We start from the raw sequence: 22,943 nt of genomic DNA, 5'->3' as shown, positions 1-22,943 counted from the left end.
TCAATATGCCAATTATGTATCCTAGCGACTTCTATCAAATCTTCACTCAATTCTGTACAGATAACAATTGTACATCAAATAATCCTCACTACTGCTTCCAGTATCAAATTGAAGTTTTTCAGTCCCATTTCAAGTGGTGGCAATTCCACTCTCTTAAAGTGTCTTAATCATACTCGGGCATCGCCACAGATTTTAAATCCAGGTTACGATATTGTATTGCTTCTGCAACATGTTCGATCTGAATTAAATCCTGTCGTTCCAAATCAGCAATAGTTCTTGCCATCTTCAGGATCCGATCATAGGATCTCATGCTGAGCCCAAGCGCATCAATCGTTTGAACCAGCATTTCAGATGCATCTGGCTCCAGGTTAACATAACGCCTCAGCAGCCTCCCGGACAGTTCACTGTTCCAGGAAATAGGGTGATGCCTGTAGCGTGAAGCTTGAATTTTATGAGCGGAGAGAACCATTTGAAGCATCGTTTCGGAAGAGGAAGTCAGCGTAGCCTCTAATCCTTCCTTAGGCCTCGGAACCTCAACCTGTAGATCAATACGGTCAATTAAGGGACCGGATATTTTCGCACGGTAACTAGCAACCTTGGCAGGACTGCAGGTACAGCGCTGCAGCTTAGGATCACCTCCAGCAAATCCACATGGACACGGATTCATCGATGCAGCGAGCATAAAATGCGCAGGGAAGGTAAAGGCGGCTCGTGCACGGCTCACGGTAACCTGCCGATCCTCCAAAGGTTGTCTCAGCACCTCCAGGACTTGTCTGCTGAATTCTGGCAGCTCGTCAAGAAACAAGATTCCCCTATGGGCAAGGCTCACTTCCCCGGGCTTCGGAACAGTTCCACCCCCGATCAGCCCGCCGGCAGAGATCGTATGATGAGGAGAACGGAAGGGCCGTCTCGTTGCAAGCCCGCTAACTCCTTCTTTAAGCTTTCCTGAAGCACTTAATATTTTGGTGACTTCCAGTGCCTCCGATTCAGACAGCGGTGGGAGAATGGTCGGAAGTCGTTTGATCAGCATCGTTTTCCCCGTACCAGGCGGTCCTACGAGCAGTATGTTATGCATACCGGCTGCGGCAATGGTTAGCGCCCGCTTGACATGCTGCTGCCCGAGAACATCCAGATAATCTTCAGGAAGAAGGGGATGGACTTGATGAGCAGTCACGGTAGGTGGACGATGACTAATCAGATGGTTGTAGTTTTCTATCACAACTCTTCCGTCTGGTGAAGTGGGTTTGTCGGGAATGATCTCTTTCAAATGAGAGAGGCCGAATACTTCAATCCCACCAATAATCGCCCCTTCCGCAGCGTTTTCATGAGGTAGAATGACGGAATCAAACCCCTGCCTGCGCGCCAAATCTACCATACTAAGTACACCAGGTACAGGCCGAAGACTCCCATCGAGCGCAAGCTCGCCGAGGAAGAGCGTTTTTTTGTCAGGAGGAAGGAGCAGCTGCTCACTCGTCGACAGAATGGCGAGGGCAATGGCCAAGTCGAAAGAGGACCCCTCCTTCTTCAGATCAGCTGGCGCCAGATTGATCGTAATCCGCTGCATCGGATACTGAAAGCCACAGTTCTTAATCGCTGCGCGAACACGCTCCACCGCTTCTCGGATGGCCGAATCTGGAAGACCGATGATCGATGTCTGGGGCAGACCGTTTGAGAGGTCGGTTTCCACCTCAATTAATACCCCATCTATGCCGTATAAGCACGCACCGTATAATTTTCCGTACACCAAAAAGCACCCCTTTTACGTATTCGTCTCAGAGCAAATCATGGACGTAATGAACGTGAAAAAAGGTGCTTCCTTATTTTCATTATTTAATATTTCTTGCTTCAAAATTCGACTGTTGATTTAAGAGAATTGTATATAAGGGTGCTTAAAAATGTCAAGTATTATATCGAAGATATACAGTTATGGGGTATGCTGGCCTTATGTGTTTAGGTGTTTCTTTACAAAATAAATGAAAGTATTAAAATTAGCTGAGTAAACTTAGAAGAATAAGCAGAAGAACCCAGAGAAACAAGCACACCGCCGGTTGGATCGTAAAAAGAGGGAGAAAATTAATTGTGGAATGAAAGATCGTTGCAATGTTACTTGATTCACGATTAATAAATTTACTGCTTGTTGAGGATTGACTACGTATTGAAGCAAATGCCAAGAGTGCCCGCTTGATGATTGTTTATATTGTTACAATCGTATCGATTGTGCTTACCATTTGGATAGGATGGGGACCGGAGTTACTTATACAAGGTGTATTAGCCATCATAGACTAGCAATTATCGAAGAAGCTGAGTGATGAAGAAGCCCTGTTCTCTTGGACAAGGCATAATTCTATTTAAACAACATCTTTTTTCTTATTTTGTTTAAACAATAAAACCCTTTAATTTGATACAAATGAAGTAAGTTCCTTTATTGTAAATATTTATAGGTTAATCATGCTTAATAACTCTGCTATACTTATCAGTGCACATTAGCAATAATTCCAAGACTTTCTTCCCTTGTTAATTATTAGCTAGTATGTCACTATTATCATTTGTCCGGGCAGTGATCATAGATCTATACGTAACATGAGGTGAATTGTTGAATGAATAAGAAAAAAATAATAATAGTTGGGTTAGTGTTCTCTCTCTTCGCTGTAGTTCTGTTTACTATGGGATTTACAGATGATAAGAATAACAATACATACAAGTTCAATATAAAGTCAAATGATGAACTATTAGAAGAGTTTAAGGATAGCTCATTAACTGTTGAAAACAACAAGAAATTTGGTAAAGAAAAACAATCACAGCTTGTCTTAGATATTGAACTTCAAAAAAATGAAGAAATGTCCTCTGAGATGACACTTTATAATGGAAGTATATCGGGCAAGTTAAAACTGAAAGAAGAAAAACAATTTTTCAACTTTACAGGTCAAGATGTATTTCGCGAAGTGAAATATGATGATCGGACAGTTTACATTGGGAGTGTCTCAGTTCAATTAACAAATAAAGTTAACCAAGAAGAAGCAATCTTGGGTATCAGATTTGAACCTGAAACTAAAAAAATTGATGTTGCATTAACATCAGGGTCTATAGGTGAAACTGCCTTTATCCCATTTGGAGAGGCATTTCTAACTAAAAATGACTGGGATCAAATCAATGAGATTATTTATGGAGAAAGCCAACAATGAAAAAACAAAAACAATATATTACGTTGCTTATCGTTATATTTTAGCTATTTTCATTTTTTCAATAGAACCTTCTAGTGCTGCAGCCGTTGCATATGAAAAGTACTATTATAAAGGTTATGATTATGCAACCGGAATCGGTGAAATAAATTATAATCCAAACGGTACTATACAAGAGAACAATGCTGCTACAATTGCTGTTTCTAGTTCTGTTCTCTATGATGGATTAACAGGTAAAAGCTAGGATAAAAACATACACCCGTAATGGCATAGTTCAACAGTGGTATAGCCGTAATTATAAAATGCCAGGTGACATAAGAGCTACACAGGTAACAAACTCTAAAATTGTAACTACATTTAAAGCGCAAAGTCCTGTCGATAATTTTATTTCACCTTCGAATATATTACCAAAGGAATCCTCTAAATTATCTATTCCTGGTTTGGGATGGTTAGCTGACGGACTACCGATATCATACTTAGGTGGTCTCATGGATACAGCTTTCTTTTTAATCAATGAGTCATCAGGTGGAGTTAAGCATGACATAGATAAATATAACCAATCTGCATCAATATACCTTACAAGCGTCTCAAAAGATAAAACAGAGATACCGCCTAGTGTTGGGGTTGCAAATGCTGATAAATATACCGCAGGTGTGTACGATTCTGCAACAGGAACATATAAAGCAAATTACAAACCAAAATCGATCGGTGCAGTTTCAAACTTTGTGTTTCACTACGATGTTCCTGATGGTAAAACAAGAAATTTACAAGCAAGCGCTAAAGCATACTACACTGTATTTACAACAAATGATATTTCTTATTACTATCCTGTTGATGTATATACTCGACAAGCTACGCACTACTTCACGATTACAGGAAGAGAGTAAGGTGAACTATGAAAAAGAATATACTAATTTTGTTGGTGATTGGTCTAGCAATAATTATTGGAGTTTATTCATTAATTACAGCAAGTAAATACCACGCCCTCACTAGCAAAATTAAAGATCTTCAACAATTACAGATTATCAGCATAGGCGAGCGGGCCAACAGTATTAATTATCGGTTTTCAGCTTTAATTTCGGATAATAAAATTACGGATCAGGAAATGATTGATGCGGCTTTCCTCATTGAAGAATTCAGAAATGTAATTAAACCTTATGGTGCTCTCATCCCTCTTGATGAAAATGAGGGTGCATTCACTGAAATATATACAGTTTATGGGAAAGCTTGGAGGGTCATAAACATCAAACCATCTGATATCACAGTAAATGATGTTAAGAAAATTAAAAATTCAATTGACGAATTTAGAAATGATCTTAAAACCTTAGGGCATTAATTTTGAAACAAAATAAGCCCATCAGTGAGTAATAATAAAATATATGAGAGGGGCTGTTTGGAGTTGTCAACAAAAGTGTAGTTTGAAAACACCCCTCTTACAGAAAACCCGTAACTACGCTGCTTGTGAGAGCATTCTTTCGCGATAGATAGCTGGGGGCTATTCGCCTAGATTTGTGGTGTAGATCCGCCGCCTGTTGGTAGACCGTGATGTATCTGAAGATGATCGATTTAATATAAGTCATTGAATAGCGTTCCGTGTTCATCTTGTATAACTTTTCTTTCTTGAGCGTAGCAAAAAAACTTTCCATTCTTGCATTGTCATAGCAACGTCCCGTGCCACTGTTGCTTTGAATGGCACTACGTTTGACCAGACACTCTCGGAAAGCATGGCTTATGAACTGGCTGCCTCTATCGCTGTGATAAATTATTCCGCGAGCATTCCTTGCGTTATCCGATAGCCACTTTTGGTTCGGTGTTGAGGATTTAAAGTCTCTCTGGATCAGGTTCTCGCTCTTTTGGGCTGCAGCATCCTCGCGTGTTATGCCGTTTGGATAACGCTTGGCCTTCTTCAGAATTCCATACTTCTTCATGATGCGATAGACGGTACTATAGCTGGACTTAATATCTGCTTGAGACAAGCCTAGCAAAATGCGCTGAACACCGTAATTGCTATTGTCCTCATGTTGGTCAAAGATCTTTTTGATTCCGACCAGAAGGCGTTGCTGTCGCTCCTTTTTGGGAATGCTTTGTCGTATCTGTTCATTGTCTCTCGTCCCCTCGTTATCTCTCATTTTATTTCATATGAGGGTGTTTTTTGACTGCATATCGTAGCACTCCATAGATATGACTGATAATTATTATAGCCAAATAAGTAAAATACTAAATAAATACTTAGGGAAGTGATAAAATGCGAGAAATAATATCTAAATTAAATGTGGTATGGGGTGGAGTTATTAAAGAGATTGATTTTGATCTTCTTAGCAACTCGATTCAAATTAATTTAGATGTGGTTGAAAACGGTGAAGTTAATAACCATTCACTGAAATTTGAAAAAGTATCTGCACATTACTTTGTTAGAAATAATGGATCTGAAAGGTTAAATTATTTTAATGAAGACAATGACCATGATAATTCATCATATTTAGAATTAACATCAATTGACTATTATGAAAATGGAATCGGTAAATTATCAGTCAACTCTTCTTCAGAAAGTTGGGTTACAGAATACTATTCATCTGCTAACTTTGCAATAGAAATATGGAGTTCCATGCTATTTATTGAATCGAATACCTTAATAATTGACGGTGTTCAATTTAATTTGCCAAATATGAAATAATACATTTTAAGAGGGTGTCCTAAAAGTAACCGTTGGAACACCCTCACCAAACAAATAGGATGGTATTCGTAAAAAGCCAAGGAGCTAAGTAGTTTGTTTTCGCTTAGCTCCTTGGTTTTTGGCGTCTATGGCTGTTTTCTTAAGCAGATTGTGAGCAGGAGAAAGCCATCCGACCTCAAGACTTACTTTTGCTAAGCCTCGAAGCAGGAATCTTTTAAAGCCCCGGTTATTCTTTATATTCGTTCCAGTGTCTGTTTCTTCTTCTTGAATATCAATAGGAAAGCACCTATTCTACACTGCTCTCGTTACATGTTCTTGAGAGTATCGGCGCGAAGAGGTGCTTCCTCATTTTTCATGTCATTCTGGTTGTCCAAGAAACTTCATCTATATAATCTATATAAAAATTCTCAGCAGCATACAACAATTTATAGGGTAATGGAAACATCACTACAAAATACCAAACTTGATATTACTAACGAATAACCTGTAGGCTGCAAGAGAATTGTATATACGGATGAATAACGAGTCATAAGAACACAGTGAAGATAATATATGAATGCCGTAAATATATATTGTGTACAATTAAATTTATCATGATAAAATAAATTTGTAAATAATTTTTATAAATTAAATGTAGATTTTTATGATTGCTGTGCTAAAATAAGAAGAAAATGTGAATTATCCTGCTAAAGGAGCATTGAAGACAACTTGTTTAGAACATAATCTGATTGGCGGGTGGAGGTACTATGTCGATTCATGAAGAATTGAAGCTGGAGAACCAGCTTTGCTTTGCTATATATGCATGCTCTAGAGAGATTACTAAGCTGTATCAGCCCTTTCTCGACAAGCTTGGCGTGACTTACTCGCAGTATCTGGTGCTCATGGTGCTATGGGAGCATAAGGAATGCACGGTTAAGGATATCGGAGAGAAGCTGTACCTGGACTCAGGCACGCTGACTCCGCTGCTGAAGCGAATGCAGTCTGCGGGTCTTATCAATAGGGAACGTTCGGCTAATGACGAGCGAAAGGTTATGATTACATTGACGGAGGAAGGTGCGAAGCTTCATGATGAAGCGCTGCATATTCCACTTGCGATGCGTTCAGGAACGAGCGAGGATGATGAGCAGTTTACCGTAATGCTGAATCAATTTAAAGGTCTGTTAGCCAAAGTGCATGATGCAAACGTGGAGAGCAAACAGCAGTAGCTGTGCATGGATAAACAGGCAAACTGAATATAGTCGTTTATAATAATTGCCTTCTGGTTAAAAGGATCTTTTAATCATGAAGGTTTTTTTATTTACATTTATTGCCAAGTATTCGATATTTGGAATGATACCGATATCAAAATACACTCGTTCGGAGATGAATTTTTAAGGTAAGCGTTTTAAAAACATGTTACAATGATGTGGGTTTATAAGGAAACATGTCATTTAACCCGCCTTGTTGCAGTCATGTTGATAGGAGGATTCGAGAATGAATATCCATGAATATCAAGGAAAAGAAGTGCTGAAACAGTACGGAGTTACCGTTCCGAACGGGAAAGTAGCTTACACGGTAGAGGAAGCGGTAGAGGCCGCAGAGTCTCTGGGAAGCCAGGTGACTGTAGTAAAAGCGCAAATTCACGCAGGTGGACGCGGTAAAGCAGGCGGCGTAAAAGTAGCCAAAAATTCAGATGAAGTACGCGCATATGCTTCCGAAATTCTCGGTAAAGTGCTGGTCACTCATCAAACGGGTCCAGAAGGTAAAGAAGTAAAACGTCTTCTTATCGAAGAAGGATGCGATATTCGCAAGGAGTATTACGTAGGTGTTGTCGTAGACCGCGGAACCGGACGAGTTGTCATGATGGCTTCTGAAGAAGGCGGTACCGAAATCGAAGAGGTAGCGGCAGCAACACCAGAGAAGATTTTCAAAGAAGTTATTGATCCTGCGGTTGGCTTCCAGGTATTCCAGGCGCGGAGACTTGCTTATGCAATTAACATTCCAGGTGAACTGGTCAATAAAGCGGTGAAGTTCATGCTCGCGCTGTATGAAGCATTCGTTGACAAAGACTGCTCTATTGCCGAGATCAATCCGCTCGTTGTTACAGGCGATGGCAACGTAATGGCGCTCGATGCGAAGCTCAATTTTGATTCCAATGCATTATATCGTCACAAGGACATTCAAGCTTTGCGTGACCTAGACGAAGAAGATGAGAAAGAGATCGAAGCATCGAAGTTTGACCTGAGCTACATAGCGCTTGATGGTAACATCGGCTGTATGGTTAACGGTGCAGGTCTTGCGATGGCAACGATGGATATCATCAAGTATTACGGCGGCGACCCGGCCAACTTCCTTGACGTTGGGGGCGGTGCTACAACCGAGAAAGTAACTGAAGCATTCAAGATCATTCTGTCTGATGCTAAGGTAGAAGGTATCTTCGTCAACATCTTTGGCGGCATCATGCGTTGTGATGTCATTGCGGATGGGGTTGTTGAAGCAGCGAGACAGCTTGGTTTAACCAAACCTCTTGTCGTAAGACTTGAAGGAACAAACGTTGAGCTCGGCAAGAAAATATTATCCGAATCCGGTCTTAACATCGTAGCAGCGGATTCGATGGCAGACGGTGCACAAAAAATCGTTGCCCTCGTTAAATAATTCATTCCTTTTCGGGGCTGCCCGAATATTTGAAAAATAACCGTAGGGGATGTGAACGATCGTGAGTATTTTGGTAAATAAAGATACAAAAGTGATTACACAAGGAATCACAGGAGCCACAGCCAAATTCCATGCTAAGGGTGCGCTGGATTACGGCACTCAGATGGTAGGCGGCGTAACTCCTGGCAAGGGTGGTACGAACGTTGACATTACACTTGAGAATGGCAATGTCGTCAGCCTGCCTGTTTATAATACCGTGGTAGAAGCTAAGGAAGCGACCGGAGCTACAGCAAGTGTTATTTATGTTCCCCCGGCTTTTGCAGCAGATTCCATTATGGAAGCTGTTGATGCTGAATTAGATCTTGTCATTTGTATTACAGAGGGTATTCCGGTACTTGACATGGTTAAGGTCTCCCGTTACATGGAGGGCAAGAACACGGTCCTGATCGGGCCTAACTGTCCAGGTGTCATTACACCGGGAGAGTGTAAGATTGGTATCATGCCTGGATACATTCATATGCCGGGTCATGTTGGCGTTGTATCCCGCAGTGGTACATTAACTTATGAGGCGGTTCATCAGCTGACTACACGTGGTATCGGTCAATCCTCCGCGGTTGGTATCGGTGGAGATCCTGTCAAAGGTTCTGAATTTATTGACATTCTCTCCCGTTTCAATGAGGACCCGGATACACATGCCGTTATCATGATTGGTGAGATTGGCGGTACGGCTGAGGAAGAAGCGGCAGAGTGGATTCGTGATAATATGACAAAACCTGTAGTGGGCTTCATCGGCGGTGTGACGGCACCTCCAGGGAAACGGATGGGACATGCAGGAGCGATTATCTCGGGTGGTAAAGGGACAGCGAAGGAAAAAATCGAAACACTTGAAGCCTGCGGAATCCGCGTCGCTCCTACACCTTCGGAGATGGGCTCTACGCTGGTTAGCGTATTGGAAGAGCGAGGTATTCTTAATCTCTGCATGACTCACTAATTGTTAAAATAATTTTCCTTCTATTATAATAGCTGTAATAGTGGAAGAGGGCATATTGCAGAATCTAGGTAAGCAACCTTTTTGTCGAATGACGACAGAAGGGTTGCTTTTTGTCTTTTTATAACAGATTTACTCATTCGTTTAATGATCAGGGAGGTTTAGTCTATTGGAATCTAGATATTTATTACTTGGGTTGCATGAAATTGATGGGATTGGAAGAAAGACGATAAATAAGCTGCTCTCAAGTGGAAATTTACATACGGACATGCTAAAATACGAAACTCAGGACTGGATTCAGACTGGAATGAAGAAAGACCAGGCGCTCAAAATAACCGAGCGCTTCTCCGAAGCATGGATTGAGGAGAGACTTCATGCCTTATCGAAGGGGCGTACCCAATTTGTAACTTATCTTGATGAGGATTATCCTGTTTTCATGAAGGAAACGCCAGACCCTCCTCTTGTACTATATCTAAAAGGAGATGTGAGCTTGCTGCATCATCCTTCGATTGCCATGGTAGGAACCCGAGTGCCCTCAGGCTATGGCAAAAAGGTAGGGGAGATTCTAGCTTCAGAGCTCTCTAATGCAGGCTACACGATTGTTAGTGGTCTTGCCCGAGGCATAGACAGTATCTGCCATGAAGCAGCCCTGAAGGCAGGAGGAACGACCATTGCTGTATTAGGGGGAGGCTTCTCCCATATCTATCCGACGGAGAATCATACCCTCGCGAATCACATAGAGAAACAAGGCTTGCTGGTCAGCGAGTATCCGCTCCATATGCAGCCTCGTCCCGGGCTCTTTCCACAAAGAAATCGAATTATTGCCGGACTTACCTATGGAACGCTGGTTGTAGAAGCGGATATTCGGAGCGGCTCCTTAATTACAGCAGATGCTGCACTTGAGGCGGGAAGAGATGTGTTTGCTGTGCCGGGTATGATTACTTCACCCAAGAGCCAGGGAACACTAAATCTGATCAAACAAGGCGCCAAGCTGGTTACTTGCGCAGAGGATATTAATGAAGAATACGCACATTTAATTAAGCCGAGAACCCAGGAGAGGAACGCTGCTACGGGAAGCGAATCAGATCTGAAGATGATGCCAAGCTTGAGTTCCGAGGAACAAATGATATATGATTTGCTGGAGGCAGGTCCACTGACTTTGGATGAACTGGTGGGCAAACTCTCATTCGATTTTGGACATTTGCATTCAGTTCTGTTATCTTTAATCATAAAAAAGCAAATCATGCAATTACCTGGTGCTATATATAAGTTAATATAGATTCCTGTGGCGTTATAAATTACATCCGCCATAGGTGACATGTAGGGCTATATTGTGAGAGGAGGATGAACCTATGGCGGATTCACTTGTCATCGTGGAATCCCCGTCGAAAGCAAAGACAATTGGTAAGTATTTGGGCAGCAAGTATATTGTCAAAGCGTCGATGGGCCATGTCCGCGATTTGCCGAAGAGTCAGACCGGCGTAGAAGTGGAGAATGATTTTAATCCTAAATATATTACAATCCGCGGAAAAGGTTCTGTGCTGAAAGAACTTAAGGACGCATCTAAAAAAGTGAAAAAAGTATATCTGGCAGCTGACCCCGATCGTGAGGGAGAAGCAATCGCTTGGCATTTGGCTCATGCTCTGGATCTTGACCAAACCGAGAGCTGCCGGGTTGTATTTAATGAAATAACGAAGCAAGCAGTCAAGGATGCCTTCAAGACGCCTCGCAAGATTAATATGGATCTTGTCAATGCACAGCAGGCAAGACGTATTTTGGACCGGCTTGTAGGCTACAAGATCAGTCCACTTTTATGGAAAAAGGTGAAGAAGGGTCTATCTGCCGGTCGAGTTCAGTCTGTAGCTGTCAAAATTATTCTAGATCGTGAGGACGAAATTAACGAATTTGTTCCGGAAGAATATTGGAGCATTACGGCGAGACTGGAAGCTGACGGAAGTCCGTTTGAGGCAAAGTTCCATCAGCTTCGTGGTGAGAAGACGGAGCTCAGTAATGAAGAGCAAGTGAAAGAAATACTTAAAGAAATAGAAGATAAGGATTATGTCGTAACAGAGGTCAAAGAGAAAGAGCGCACGCGTAATCCTTCGGCTCCTTTTACAACTAGTTCTTTACAGCAGGAAGCGGCTCGTAAATTGAATTTCCGTGCAGCAAAGACGATGTCAGTAGCTCAGCAGCTATATGAAGGGGTTGAGCTTGGCAAGGAAGGCACGGTTGGTTTGATCACTTATATGAGAACAGACTCCACACGTATCGCACAGTCTGCTCAAGAGGAAGCCAAGGAATATATCACAGGTAAGTACGGCGAATCCTTCGTTCCGGAAACATTCCGACAATATTCCAAGAAAAATGCAAATGCGCAGGAAGCGCATGAGGCGATTCGCCCAACCTCTGTATTGAGAGATCCGGATTCAGTGAAAGCATTTACAAGTCGTGATCAATTCCGTCTATACAAGCTGATTTGGGAACGATATGTGGCGAGTCAGATGGCTTCAGCTATTCTTGATACCCTGTCTGTTGATATTGCAGCAGGAGAGGCTTCTTTTCGTGCCACAGGCTCCAAGGTTCGCTTCCATGGTTTCATGAAGGTCTATGTTGAGGGCAACGACGATGGCACCACGGACGAAGAGAAGCTGCTGCCTCCACTAAAGAGCGGGGATAAGCTTATTCATAAAGAAATTGAGCCGAAGCAGCACTTTACACAGCCGCCGCCTCGATATACAGAAGCAAGACTCGTCAAGACGATGGAAGAACTGGGCATCGGAAGACCGAGTACGTATGCTCCAACGCTGGAGACGATTCAGAAACGTGGTTATGTCGCAATTGAAGACAAGAAATTTATTCCGACAGAGCTTGGTGAGCTGATTAACGAGCAGATGGAGCAATTTTTCCCTGAAATTGTCGATGTGGAGTTTACCGCTCATATGGAAGAGGATTTGGACCATGTTGAAGAAGGATCTGAGGACTGGGTTAAAATATTGGCTGAGTTCTATAAATCCTTTGAGAAGAGATTGCATGTAGCAGAAGAAGAAATGAGTGAGATCGAAATCCAGGATGAGGTATCCGATGAGATCTGTGAGAAATGCGGCAAACCGATGGTATATAAATTTGGCCGATTTGGTAAGTTCCTGGCATGCTCTGGCTTCCCGGATTGCCGCAATACCAAGCCGATTATTAAAAATATCGGAGTAACCTGCCCGACGTGTAAAGAAGGACAGGTCGTCGAGCGCCGCAGTAAAAAGGGCCGGATCTTCTACGGCTGTGACCGATATCCTGAATGTGATTTTGTCTCGTGGGATAAGCCTTCACCAAAACCTTGTCCTAAATGCGATTCGTTGATGGTAGAGAAGAGAAACAAGCAAGGCACAAGACTGCAGTGTACTTCCTGCGATCATACAGAACCGGTCGAGGAAGCGGACGAAGCGGTCGAAATTTAAAACATAAAAATTATGGATTAACCGGTGGTACGGGCTGCAGCTTTCTGTATCCAATACTCTGATATAGAGTCCTGGATACATGCAGCGAGGGGGTAAATATGAACGAGAAACAACAAGTAACGGTAATTGGTGCAGGACTGGCAGGAAGTGAAGCTGCTTGGCAGATTGCTAAACGAGGGGTACCGGTAAAGCTGTATGAAATGAGACCGGTCGTAAAGACGCCTGCCCATCACACGAATAAATTTGCTGAGCTGGTGTGCAGTAATTCACTAAGAGCGAATGGACTGACGAATGCTGTAGGTGTATTAAAAGAAGAAATGCGTATGTTGGATTCACTGGTAATTGGCTCCGCCGATCGGAACGCTGTCCCTGCTGGTGGTGCACTGGCTGTTGACCGGGATGGATTTTCTGGTGAAATCACGAATACACTGCATGAGCATCCGCTGATTACAGTGGTGAATGAGGAGATCCAGGAGATTCCAACGGATGGCATTGTCGTTATTGCGACAGGTCCTCTGACTTCCCCTGCATTGTCCACACAGATTAAAGATCTGATGGGTGAAGAATACTTCTATTTCTACGATGCGGCCGCACCGATTGTAGAGAAAGAATCCATTGATATGAACAAAGTGTATTTAGCATCCCGTTATGACAAGGGAGAAGCGGCTTACCTCAATTGCCCAATGAATGAAGAAGAGTTTGATCGTTTCTACGATGCTCTGATCGCCGCTGAGGTTGCTGAGCTTAAAGAGTTTGAGAAAGAGATTTATTTTGAAGGCTGCATGCCGATTGAGGTTATGATGAAACGCGGTAAACAGACAGCGTTATTCGGACCGATGAAGCCTGTGGGTCTAGTTAATCCGCATACGGGAGAGCTCCCTTATGCCGTTGTCCAGCTGCGCCAGGACAACGCGGCAGGAACGCTGTATAATCTGGTAGGCTTCCAAACGCATCTGAAATGGGGAGAGCAGAAGCGTGTGTTCGGTATGATTCCAGGTCTTGAGAATGCAGAATTTGTGCGTTATGGGGTCATGCATCGTAATACCTTTATCAACTCTCCAAAATTGCTTGAGCCTACGTATCAGTTCAAGAATCGGAGCAATCTGTTCTTTGCTGGTCAGATGACAGGTGTAGAAGGTTATGTGGAATCTGCAGCTTCAGGACTGATTGCGGGTATGAATGCTGCGAATCTGGCACTAGGCAAAGATCTGACGACGCTGCCCGTAGACAGTACGCTTGGAAGTATGGCGAACTACATTACGACAGCTGATTTCAAACACTTCCAGCCGATGAATGCGAACTTTGGACTATTACCGAAGCTGGAACAGAAAATTCGGAACAAGAAGGAAAAGAATGAGGCACTGGCGAATCGTGCGTTAGACAGCATAAGACGTTTCAAGCAAGAGCAAGGTCTCTCCACAGTGCAATAGCGACATCTTGAGGAAAGCCCGGTAAGTCTCTCAGCGACGTGCCGGGTTTTTACCATATACGAATCAAGGGAGGTAGCAATTATGGAAACTACATTTCATGCGACGACGATCTGTGCGGTGCGTCATCATGGCAAGGCGGCCATCGCGGGAGATGGACAGGTTACAATGGGTCAGAGTGTGGTAATGAAAAATACAGCGAAGAAGGTCCGGAGATTGTACCGCGGACAGGTTGTTGCAGGCTTTGCTGGTTCTGTAGCTGATGCCATCACTCTGTTTGAGAAATTTGAAGGCAAGCTTGAGGAGCATCATGGCAATCTGCAAAGAGCTGCGGTGGAACTCGCCAAGGATTGGCGTCAGGATCGTGTGCTGCGCAAGCTGGAGGCGTTAATGATCGTAATGGACAAAACGGGCATGCTGCTTATATCTGGAGGCGGGGAGATTATTGAACCGGATGATGACATTCTAGCCATCGGGTCAGGCGGCAACTATGCTCTTGCAGCTGCAAGAGCTCTGAAGCGGCATCCGGGTGAGCTTGAAGCAAAGGATATGGCTCGTGAGGCTTTGGTTGTAGCTTCCGAGATTTGCGTGTTTACGAACAGTAATATTATCGTTGAAGAACTGTAAACTCTGAATAGGAACAGGAATAAAAGGAGGTATGTAAATAATGAACGAAGCTTTTACTCCCAGACAAATTGTCGCTGAGCTGGATAAGTACATCGTTGGTCAGAAGCAGGCCAAGAAGTCCGTCGCTGTTGCCCTCCGTAACAGATATCGTCGAAGCAGGCTGCCGGAAGATGCCCAGGATGAAATTGTGCCAAAGAATATACTGATGATTGGACCTACAGGGGTAGGTAAGACGGAAATCGCTAGACGGCTCGCCAAGCTGGTCGGTGCTCCATTTGTAAAAGTAGAAGCTACTAAATTCACCGAGGTAGGTTATGTCGGACGTGACGTCGAATCGATGGTTCGAGACTTGATTGAAACTTCGATCCGGATTGTCAAATTGGAGAAGACGGAAAAGGTCAAAGACAAGGCTGAGGAAAATGCGAATGAGCGTATTGTGCAAATCCTTGTCCCGTCGGCTAACAAATCAAAAAATCAAAAAAATCCTTTTGAAATGCTGTTTGGCAATCATCAGCAGACACAGCAAGAGGAAGATCCGGCACAAGATGCCTCTATCCATGAACGCAGACGTAAAGTGAAATTTGAACTGCTGGCCGGCCAGCTTGAGAATGATACGATCGAGATTGATGTTGAGGATAATGCACCTAACATGTTTGATATGTTTGCCGGTCAAGGAAATGACCAAATGGGCATGAATATGCAAGAGATGTTTGGTAACTTCCTCCCGAAACGTACTAAGAAACGCAAGCTGCCCATCAAGGAAGCACGTAAAGTCCTTATTCAGGAGGAAGCGAGCAAGCTTATCGATATGGATGATGTGACACAGGAATCGATTCGGCGTGCGGAGCAGTCCGGTATCATTTTTATAGATGAGATCGATAAGGTAGCAAGTCGTGGACAAGGATCAGGGCCAGATGTGTCCCGTGAGGGCGTTCAGAGGGATATTCTTCCTATCGTTGAAGGATCGACTGTAATGACCAAATACGGGCCTGTAAAGACGGATTACATCCTGTTTATAGCTGCAGGTGCTTTTCATGTGTCGAAGCCGTCAGATCTCATTCCGGAGCTCCAAGGACGCTTTCCTATTCGGGTAGAACTCAGCAGTCTATCTCTGGATGATTTTGTATCTATCTTGACAGAACCGAAAAATGCGCTGACCAAACAATATGTTGATCTGCTGAAAACCGAGGACATCGAGATTGAATTCTCTCCAGAAGCTATTCGGGAGATTGCGAACATCGCAGAATCCGTCAACCTGAATACGGAGAATATTGGTGCTCGTCGTCTACATACGATCTTGGAGAAGCTGCTTGAGGATCTGTCCTTTGAAGCGCCGGAACTCACCTTAGAGAAGATGACAATTACACCGGAATATGTAAGAGAGAAGCTCGGTGGAATTGCGAAAGACCGTGATCTAAGTCAGTATATTTTGTAGAATTAAGACTCTTTATAGAGAATTTCTCTGTAAAGAGTCTTTTTGTGTGCGCATTTTCATCTTAGTGCAATTCTATACTTGTTTTGTGGTAAAAATCCAACCAGTCTCCAAGTCAAATATGACAATAAATGCGGTTTGTCGCGCTTTTTCCTCCTAAAGTATCATATCGTTTTTAGTGAAATCTTAAGATCGACCTATCTGAAATTAAGAATTTTTTATGAAAATATACAGCTAAGAATGGGACTATATTTTCATGAGAATGTACATATTTTGAAAATTATACATATTAAGTCCTTGTTTTTGGCAAAAGATAGGGCTTTTTTCTTATTGTAATAAATGCCCAACTCTAAGAAACTTAGAATATACGACAAATAACTTATTATTTCTACTAAAGACCTAGGAAAAGAGTAAAGTTCAGATTTATTTGTCGAAATTATTTGAACTAGGTCTCATTTTTCAAATGGTAATAGTTTAAATATTCTGGAAGGAGAGGACGAGGATTAATCTTCTGAATGATGTAAGCTTTCGAACATTGCAAGCAGGAATTGATGCAGCTAACGTCAGACAACTTGCGATTACTAATAATATAGCGAATAGTGACACTCCTTATTTCAAACGTTCAGAGGTTCACTTCGAGCAGCTGCTTGCACAGGAAATGCAAGGAACACCGACTTTAACTGGAAGACGTACGAATGAGAGACACATACCCATTGGTCCTAGTTCTTTCATTCCAGCAGCTGTCACAACCACCGATAACAGTACAGCTATGAGCAATAATGACAACAATGTTGACGTAGATAAGGAAATGAGTCTTTTGGCGGAAAATCAGCTGCGGTATAACTCTTATATTCAATTGGTGAATGAACATATCAAGATTATGCGCACTGCAACCGAAGGGAGATAGATCATAAGTGAACATCAGTAAGAGCTTTGATATCAGTGCTTCTGCATTAACTGCTCAGCGGCTTCGCATGGATGTGATTTCTTCGAATATAGCGAACAGTGAAACGACAAGAGCAAAGATCGAGAATGGTGAAGCCGTTCCATACAAGCGAAAAATGGTTGTACTCGAGTCCAATCAGCCCAGCTTCAAGCAGATGCTAGACAATGAGATGCAAGGCGGAAATGTGGGTCAGGGAGTTAAAGTCGCGGCGATTGAAGAGGACACGGCACCACTGAAGCCGGTATACAATCCGACACATCCGGATGCAAATGCAGAAGGGTATGTGTACATGCCTAACGTGGATACAACAAAAGAAATGGTAGATTTAATAGGTGCATCAAGATCCTATGAAGCAAACGTTACTGCCCTTAATGCTTCCAAAGCCATGGTGATGAAAGCACTGGAGATCGGACGTTAGAAATAAGCTAGAGAAAAATGATGTGAATACATAATCGTGAAGATAATGGGAGGGAAAATCGTGATCGAAAATACGATGTTTAAAGCTTCAGCTATCCAAACCCCTAAGGTTAACATGACACAGGGCAATTCGACCCCAACAGAAACCATCAATCAATTCTCTTCCTACCTTGAAGATGCAATCACTCAAGTGGCAGATCAAGAAAAACATGCGAGCGAAATGTCAACCGAGTTTGTACTTGGCAACGTAAATGTTGATCAGGTTATGGTCGCATCACAGCAGGCTCTCCTAAGTCTGCAACTGACAACCCAAGTTCGAAACAAGGTAATCGAGGCCTACCAGGAAATCATGCGGATCCAAATGTAGTTTATGTTTATAGCAAAGTTTCGGATGAGGTGACACAGTGAACGAAAGAATTGCCCAATATAAGGACAAGGTTTCCGCGTATTGGAACAAATTTACGAAAAAACAAAAAGTAATGTTAATTTCGACCGTCTTATTCCTGATCATTGCGATTGTGGTTCTAACGATACAGTTCTCCAAGACGGAATATGAGGTTGCGTTTACGGGGCTGGATGCAGGAGATTCTGCTGGAGTAATCAGCTATTTGGAATCAGGTAATATTCCGTTTCAATTGAACGCAGATGGCTCTGAAATTTCCATACCAAGTACCCAAGCGGCTCGTGTAAAAGTCGATGTCGGCTCCCAAGGTTTGATTCAGAATGGATCGATCGGATATGACATCTTTGAGCAGGGCTCGTCAGCAATGGGTATGACGGACAAAGAATTCCAAGTAAAGTATGCCAATGCTTTTAATGGTGAAATAGAGCAGATGCTATTAGGTATGCAGGGGATATCTGAGGCTAAAGTCCTAGTTAATCTTCCAAAAGAAAGCTTGTTTGCATCATCAGCTCAAGATAGTGCTTCCGCATCTGCGGTGCTTAAATTTCAACCAGGGTATCAGCCTTCGCAGGCGGCCGTTGACGGATATTTCAATTTGCTGAAAACAGCTGTTCCACATCTGCCAATTGAGAATATTACGATTTCAACAGATCAAGGCGAGGAGCTCGTACCTACGGAGCGCGGTGGTGGAAGTGTTCTCGGTGAAGTGCAGGAGAACATGCAGCTTCAGAAGCAATATGAAGAGGACATTGAGAAAACAGTCAGAGAGTTTTTGACGGGTATTACAGGCAGCAGTAATGTTGACGTGCTTGTAACATCTAATCTGAACTTTGACAAGGTCAATGAAACGCAAAATCTCGTTACTCCTGTAGATGAAGAAAATATGAGGGGGATCGAAATCAGCGTCCAGGATATTCAAAGCAGTTATACTGGCGGAGGTTCTGCTGATGGCGGAGTTGCTGGCACTGGAGAAGAAGATGTCGTCAATTACCCGGCAGCCGATGCTTCCACCACAAGTGGTGAAGAAAGCTCTTCTGTCATCAATTACGAAGTGAACCGCATTGCTAAAGAAATCGTACAGAGTCCATACGTTGTTAAAGATTTAACCATTAATGTAGCCATTGAAACACCTCCTGGTGAAACAAGTTCGGAAGGGGTTCCATCTCCTACGGCCAGAAACATAGATGAGGTGCTTCAGAACATTGTTAGAACTTCTCTAACAAACTCCGGTGTTACTTATGAAGATGACTATTTAAGTAATAGAGTTTCTGTGACCGAAAGACCGGCACAAGCAGAAACTGCTGAGGAGACGGGCATTCAACTGTCTTCAGGCATGATCTGGGGGCTGGCTGCTGCAGCCGCATTACTGCTCGCAGGCGGTGGATATTTAATATACAGAAGACGGCGCAACAAGGAAGAAGAGTTCGAAGAAGATATTCCGCTCCAGGTTCCTACAGAGTTCCCGTCCATTAATTTGGAAACAGTCACGAATGAAAGCCAAGTGCGCAAACAGCTGGAAACACTCGCCAAGAAGAAACCAGATGAATTTGTTAACCTGCTTCGTACATGGCTAGCTGATGAATAGAGGTGAACGAGTTGGTTAAGCAGGGGAACGGATTAACAGGCCGGCAGAAAGCCGCCATATTGCTTATAACATTAGGACCGGAAGTGTCTGCGCAGATATTCAAGCATTTGAGAGATGAAGAGATCGAACAATTGACGCTGGAAATTGCCAATGTTCGTAAGGTGGATTCGGGAGAAAAGGAATTGATTATGTCCGAGTTCCATCAAATTTGCCTGGCACAGGAATATATCTCTCAGGGCGGGATCAATTATGCCAAAGAGATATTGGAAAAAGCGCTTGGATCACAAAAAGCGCTCGAGGTTATCAATCGTCTAACCGCTACACTTCAGGTCAGACCGTTTGATTTTGCTCGTAAAGCGGATCCGAATCAAATTCTTAACTTCATTCAGAACGAGAGTCCGCAAACCATTGCGCTAGTACTGTCCTATCTGCAATTTGAGCAGGCAGCAGCTATCCTGTCCTCGCTTCCGCAGGACAAGCAGGCAGATGTTGCAAGACGTGTTGCCGTTATGGACAGCACTTCACCTGAAGTCATTTCACAGGTTGAACGGGTTCTGGAACAGAAGCTGTCTGCAACCGTGACACAGGATTACACGAATGCCGGCGGTATTGAATCCATTGTTCAGATTCTAAATGGTGTCGATCGGGGAACAGAGCGTACCATTCTCGACTCTCTCGAAATTCAAGATCCAGAGCTTGCAGAAGAAATTAAGAAACGGATGTTTGTATTTGAAGACATCGTTAATGTGGATAACCGTTCAATTCAGCGCATTATCCGTGATATCGACAATGCCGATCTGCAGCTTGCCCTTAAAGTGGCGAGTGAAGAAGTGCGTCAGGCGATATTCACGAACATGTCGAAACGCATGTCCGAAACGTTCAAGGAAGAGATGGAGTACATGGGTCCTGTAAGGCTTCGTGATGTGGAAGAAGCACAGACTCGAATTGTAGCAACGATCAGAAGACTGGAAGAAGCCGGTGAGATTATTATAGCTCGCGGCGGAGGAGATGATATCGTTGTCTAATTTGATCAAGTCCTTCCAATACGTCCCGGTGGATACTCACAAACAGCTGAGATCTGTTCATGAGTATGGCGATAAGCAGCAGGAGGAACAAATTACGGACAATTTGGATGTTACTTCTAATATCGGTCAACAGCCGAGTGTTGATGAGGAGACTCTGAAACTAAAAGAAGAAATGCTTCATAATGCGAAAGAATTTGCAGAAAGACAGATTCGTGAAGCGGCAGAAGAAGCGGAACGGATACTGCAGGAGAGCAGAGCTCAGATCGAGGCCTGGTGGGAAGAAAAAAGATTACAGGATGAGCATTTGGTTGAGGCGCTGCGCTCTGAGGGTTTTAAACAGGGATATGACGAAGGGTGTGACAAAGCACAGAAGGAGCTTCAGGAGCAAGTGGAGATTAAGATGCTTGAAGCTCAGGCAGTGCTGAATGAAGCATACCAAGCGAAGGAGCAGATCATACAGGAAGCAGAGCCCTTCCTCGTTGAGCTCAGCAGTGCAATCGCGGAGAAAATCATTGACAGACAGCTGACTGAGGATACGGATCTCATGCTCGATCTGATCAAGAAGAATCTATCTCGGAAACGAGAGCAAGGGGTCATTACTCTATGTGTCGCTCCATCCCAGTTCTCCTTTGTTCAAGCAGCGAGAGAGGAATTGTCCTTCGCGATTGATTCTCAAGCCGAGCTGAAAATATTGCCTGACGCTTCTGTCAAGGATCGAGGCTGTGTTATCCGTTCGGCATACGGGAGTGTCGATGCAAGAATAGATACCCAATTGACAGAGATCAAGAAGGAATTGATCCGAGTTGCACTTGATCAGGAGGAGCGAGGACAGTATGAAGGTGCTTAGCTCACACAGATATATAGATCAACTCAAACATTTGGACCCGATTCGCATTAATGGAAAAGTAACGCAGGTGATCGGGCTGATGGTGGAGTCGGAAGGTCCAGACGCCAGCATAGGGGATGTATGCCTCATCTATCCCAGCCAGTCATCGGCACCTTTGAAGGCTGAGGTTGTCGGGTTTAGAGACAACAAAGTGCTGCTGATGCCGCTTGGAGATCTGCAATCTATCGGTCCTGGATGTGATGTCGTAGGGACGGGGAAGCCGCTGAATGTACAGGTGGGTTCTGAGCTGTTAGGAAAAGTACTGGATGGATTAGGTCAGCCGCTGGATGGATCGTTAATACCCGCGAGAATGCAGCATTACTCCACCTCTAGTACGCCTATTAATCCGCTCAACAGGCCCAGAGTGCAGGAGCCGATAAGCATTGGTGTTCGGGCCATCGACGGCCTGCTTACGATTGGCAAAGGCCAGCGTGTAGGTATTTTTGCCGGATCCGGGGTAGGGAAAAGCACACTCATGGGTATGATCGCAAGAAATACATCAGCTGATGTGAATGTCATCGCACTGATTGGAGAGCGCGGACGTGAGGTGCTCGATTTCATTGAGCGGGATTTGGGACCAGAAGGATTGGAACGGTCTGTTGTCATCGTTGCGACCTCGGATCAGCCTGCACTGGTGAGGATTAAGGGGGCGCTCATTGCGACAACCATTGCAGAGTACTTCCGAGATCGAGGCATGAATGTGATGCTGATGATGGACTCTGTTACGAGATATGCGATGGCCCAGCGGGAGGTTGGTCTAGCCGTTGGGGAACCGCCCGCTATGAGAGGTTATACCCCGTCTGTATTTGCGAGTCTCCCTAAATTGCTGGAAAGAGCGGGTACAGGACCAACGGGCTCAATCACTGCTTTTTATACCGTGCTGGTAGATGGTGACGATATGAACGAACCGATTGCCGATGCGGTCAGAGGGATTCTCGATGGGCACATCGTGCTCAATCGGGGCATTGCCAACAAAGGGCATTTCCCAGCCATTGATGTGCTGGCGAGTATAAGCCGGGTGATGAAGGACATTGCCCCCCGCGATCAGATTGAGGCTGCCGAAAATATAAAGAGACTGATGTCCGTGTTCAAGAACTCGGAGGATCTGATTAACATAGGTGCTTATCAAAAAGGCTCTAATGCGGAAATTGACGAGTCTATCGACCGAATCGGAGATATTTGGGATTTTACTCGCCAAAAAGTAGATGAGAAGACGAATTTGGACGAGGTTATGCAGAGATTGATTACAGAATTTTCGAGGAGATGAA

At 43.7% G+C, this 22,943-nt stretch carries 23 protein-coding genes; 20 read left to right on the top strand and 3 right to left on the bottom strand.

The window, feature by feature from the left end:
- Positions 1–163: 163 nt before the first annotated feature.
- Positions 164–1,744, bottom strand: a complete 1,581-nt coding sequence (locus BLW49_RS02410) for a YifB family Mg chelatase-like AAA ATPase (RefSeq protein WP_090722994.1) — start codon at positions 1,742–1,744, stop codon at positions 164–166.
- Between the two features lie 853 nt (positions 1,745–2,597).
- On the opposite strand from BLW49_RS02410, the gene BLW49_RS02405 reads away from it, so the two are divergent.
- Both BLW49_RS02405 and BLW49_RS02400 read left to right on the top strand, forming a co-directional pair.
- Entirely contained in the window at positions 2,598–3,182 is a 585-nt protein-coding gene (locus BLW49_RS02405; RefSeq protein WP_076311164.1) for a hypothetical protein, read from the top strand.
- Positions 3,163–3,423, top strand: coding sequence for a hypothetical protein (locus BLW49_RS02400; RefSeq protein WP_076311163.1), 261 nt, complete (start codon positions 3,163–3,165; stop codon positions 3,421–3,423). The genes BLW49_RS02405 and BLW49_RS02400 overlap by 20 nt, the downstream gene beginning before the upstream one ends.
- 51 nt (positions 3,424–3,474) lie before the next feature.
- Here the strand turns inward: BLW49_RS02400 and BLW49_RS28460 are convergent, their stop codons facing one another.
- On the bottom strand, positions 3,475–3,669 hold the full coding sequence (locus BLW49_RS28460; RefSeq protein ID WP_143042058.1) for a hypothetical protein: 195 nt from the start codon (positions 3,667–3,669) through the stop codon (positions 3,475–3,477).
- Here BLW49_RS28460 and BLW49_RS02395 point away from each other — a divergent pair.
- Positions 3,668–4,066 (top strand): hypothetical protein, encoded by a 399-nt coding sequence (locus BLW49_RS02395; protein ID WP_076311162.1) that lies wholly within the window; start codon positions 3,668–3,670, stop codon positions 4,064–4,066. The two genes, BLW49_RS28460 and BLW49_RS02395, sit on opposite strands and share 2 nt — an antisense overlap.
- 8 nt (positions 4,067–4,074) lie before the next feature.
- Entirely contained in the window at positions 4,075–4,515 is a 441-nt protein-coding gene (locus tag BLW49_RS02390) for a hypothetical protein (protein WP_076311161.1), read from the top strand.
- A gap of 97 nt (positions 4,516–4,612) precedes the next feature.
- On the opposite strand, the gene BLW49_RS02385 is transcribed toward BLW49_RS02390, so the two are convergent.
- Positions 4,613–5,308: an IS3 family transposase gene (locus BLW49_RS02385; protein WP_090722992.1), complete on the bottom strand. Its 696-nt coding sequence runs from the start codon at positions 5,306–5,308 to the stop codon at positions 4,613–4,615.
- Between the two features lie 116 nt (positions 5,309–5,424).
- Here BLW49_RS02385 and BLW49_RS02380 point away from each other — a divergent pair, with 116 nt between their 5' ends.
- The 16 genes from BLW49_RS02380 (at position 5,425) to fliI (ending at position 22,942) form a co-directional block, all read left to right on the top strand.
- On the top strand, positions 5,425–5,853 hold the full coding sequence (locus BLW49_RS02380) for a YxiG family protein (RefSeq protein WP_076311160.1): 429 nt from the start codon (positions 5,425–5,427) through the stop codon (positions 5,851–5,853).
- Between the two features lie 746 nt (positions 5,854–6,599).
- Positions 6,600–7,058 (top strand): MarR family winged helix-turn-helix transcriptional regulator, encoded by a 459-nt coding sequence (locus BLW49_RS02375; protein ID WP_076311159.1) that lies wholly within the window; start codon positions 6,600–6,602, stop codon positions 7,056–7,058.
- Positions 7,059–7,326: 268 nt separating this feature from the next.
- A complete protein-coding gene (gene sucC / locus BLW49_RS02370; RefSeq protein WP_076311158.1) occupies positions 7,327–8,487 on the top strand; it encodes an ADP-forming succinate--CoA ligase subunit beta in 1,161 nt (386 codons plus the stop codon).
- 61 nt (positions 8,488–8,548) lie between these two features.
- The gene (gene sucD / locus BLW49_RS02365; RefSeq protein ID WP_076311157.1) at positions 8,549–9,478 is read left to right on the top strand and encodes a succinate--CoA ligase subunit alpha; all 930 of its coding nucleotides are present in this window, start codon (positions 8,549–8,551) and stop codon (positions 9,476–9,478) included.
- Between the two features lie 166 nt (positions 9,479–9,644).
- Positions 9,645–10,754: a DNA-processing protein DprA gene (dprA, locus tag BLW49_RS02360; protein WP_090722991.1), complete on the top strand. Its 1,110-nt coding sequence runs from the start codon at positions 9,645–9,647 to the stop codon at positions 10,752–10,754.
- A 73-nt stretch (positions 10,755–10,827) separates the two neighbouring features.
- Positions 10,828–12,927, top strand: a complete 2,100-nt coding sequence (topA, locus tag BLW49_RS02355) for a type I DNA topoisomerase (protein ID WP_090722989.1) — start codon at positions 10,828–10,830, stop codon at positions 12,925–12,927.
- 98 nt (positions 12,928–13,025) lie between these two features.
- Positions 13,026–14,357 (top strand): FADH(2)-oxidizing methylenetetrahydrofolate--tRNA-(uracil(54)-C(5))-methyltransferase TrmFO, encoded by a 1,332-nt coding sequence (gene trmFO / locus BLW49_RS02350; RefSeq protein WP_076311154.1) that lies wholly within the window; start codon positions 13,026–13,028, stop codon positions 14,355–14,357.
- 81 nt (positions 14,358–14,438) lie between these two features.
- Complete coding sequence (hslV, locus tag BLW49_RS02345) at positions 14,439–14,981, top strand: ATP-dependent protease subunit HslV (protein ID WP_047909727.1); 543 nt, start codon at positions 14,439–14,441, stop codon at positions 14,979–14,981.
- A gap of 40 nt (positions 14,982–15,021) precedes the next feature.
- On the top strand, positions 15,022–16,416 hold the full coding sequence (gene hslU, locus BLW49_RS02340) for an ATP-dependent protease ATPase subunit HslU (RefSeq protein WP_177178618.1): 1,395 nt from the start codon (positions 15,022–15,024) through the stop codon (positions 16,414–16,416).
- A 499-nt stretch (positions 16,417–16,915) separates the two neighbouring features.
- Positions 16,916–17,320 carry a flagellar basal body rod protein FlgB gene (flgB, locus tag BLW49_RS02335; protein ID WP_076311152.1) on the top strand — a complete coding sequence of 135 codons (405 nt, stop codon included), beginning with the start codon at positions 16,916–16,918 and terminating at the stop codon, positions 17,318–17,320.
- A gap of 7 nt (positions 17,321–17,327) precedes the next feature.
- On the top strand, positions 17,328–17,777 hold the full coding sequence (gene flgC, locus BLW49_RS02330) for a flagellar basal body rod protein FlgC (protein WP_076311151.1): 450 nt from the start codon (positions 17,328–17,330) through the stop codon (positions 17,775–17,777).
- Positions 17,778–17,822: 45 nt separating this feature from the next.
- Complete coding sequence (gene fliE / locus BLW49_RS02325; RefSeq protein WP_256209623.1) at positions 17,823–18,143, top strand: flagellar hook-basal body complex protein FliE; 321 nt, start codon at positions 17,823–17,825, stop codon at positions 18,141–18,143.
- A 37-nt stretch (positions 18,144–18,180) separates the two neighbouring features.
- Positions 18,181–19,764 (top strand): flagellar basal-body MS-ring/collar protein FliF, encoded by a 1,584-nt coding sequence (gene fliF / locus BLW49_RS02320; RefSeq protein ID WP_090722986.1) that lies wholly within the window; start codon positions 18,181–18,183, stop codon positions 19,762–19,764.
- A gap of 11 nt (positions 19,765–19,775) precedes the next feature.
- Positions 19,776–20,789, top strand: a complete 1,014-nt coding sequence (gene fliG / locus BLW49_RS02315; protein ID WP_047909723.1) for a flagellar motor switch protein FliG — start codon at positions 19,776–19,778, stop codon at positions 20,787–20,789.
- A complete protein-coding gene (locus BLW49_RS02310; protein ID WP_047909722.1) occupies positions 20,782–21,636 on the top strand; it encodes a FliH/SctL family protein in 855 nt (284 codons plus the stop codon). The genes fliG and BLW49_RS02310 overlap by 8 nt, the downstream gene beginning before the upstream one ends.
- Entirely contained in the window at positions 21,623–22,942 is a 1,320-nt protein-coding gene (gene fliI / locus BLW49_RS02305) for a flagellar protein export ATPase FliI (protein WP_090722985.1), read from the top strand. The genes BLW49_RS02310 and fliI overlap by 14 nt, the downstream gene beginning before the upstream one ends.
- Position 22,943: the final 1 nt, after the last annotated feature.

This window comes from Paenibacillus sp. PDC88, from assembly GCF_900106725.1.
Taxonomy (GTDB): domain Bacteria; phylum Bacillota; class Bacilli; order Paenibacillales; family Paenibacillaceae; genus Paenibacillus; species Paenibacillus shunpengii.
The sequence above is the reverse complement of the archived record's forward strand: the minus strand, read 5'-3'. Positions and strand labels throughout refer to the sequence as shown.

Bases quoted from the DNA above. Each gene is read 5' to 3' on its own strand.
- BLW49_RS02405 (WP_076311164.1), top strand. From the start codon at position 2,598: ATGAATAAGAAAAAAATAATAATAGTTGGGTTAGTGTTCTCTCTCTTC.
- BLW49_RS02400 (WP_076311163.1), top strand. From the start codon at position 3,163: ATGGAGAAAGCCAACAATGAAAAAACAAAAACAATATATTACGTTGCT.
- BLW49_RS02395 (WP_076311162.1), top strand. From the start codon at position 3,668: ATGGATACAGCTTTCTTTTTAATCAATGAGTCATCAGGTGGAGTTAAG.
- BLW49_RS28460 (WP_143042058.1), bottom strand. From the start codon at position 3,669: ATGAGACCACCTAAGTATGATATCGGTAGTCCGTCAGCTAACCATCCC.
- BLW49_RS02390 (WP_076311161.1), top strand. From the start codon at position 4,075: ATGAAAAAGAATATACTAATTTTGTTGGTGATTGGTCTAGCAATAATT.
- BLW49_RS02385 (WP_090722992.1), bottom strand. From the start codon at position 5,308: ATGAGAGATAACGAGGGGACGAGAGACAATGAACAGATACGACAAAGC.
- BLW49_RS02380 (WP_076311160.1), top strand. From the start codon at position 5,425: ATGCGAGAAATAATATCTAAATTAAATGTGGTATGGGGTGGAGTTATT.
- BLW49_RS02375 (WP_076311159.1), top strand. From the start codon at position 6,600: ATGTCGATTCATGAAGAATTGAAGCTGGAGAACCAGCTTTGCTTTGCT.
- sucC (WP_076311158.1), top strand. From the start codon at position 7,327: ATGAATATCCATGAATATCAAGGAAAAGAAGTGCTGAAACAGTACGGA.
- topA (WP_090722989.1), top strand. From the start codon at position 10,828: ATGGCGGATTCACTTGTCATCGTGGAATCCCCGTCGAAAGCAAAGACA.
- trmFO (WP_076311154.1), top strand. From the start codon at position 13,026: ATGAACGAGAAACAACAAGTAACGGTAATTGGTGCAGGACTGGCAGGA.
- hslV (WP_047909727.1), top strand. From the start codon at position 14,439: ATGGAAACTACATTTCATGCGACGACGATCTGTGCGGTGCGTCATCAT.
- hslU (WP_177178618.1), top strand. From the start codon at position 15,022: ATGAACGAAGCTTTTACTCCCAGACAAATTGTCGCTGAGCTGGATAAG.
- fliE (WP_256209623.1), top strand. From the start codon at position 17,823: ATGGGAGGGAAAATCGTGATCGAAAATACGATGTTTAAAGCTTCAGCT.
- fliI (WP_090722985.1), top strand. From the start codon at position 21,623: ATGAAGGTGCTTAGCTCACACAGATATATAGATCAACTCAAACATTTG.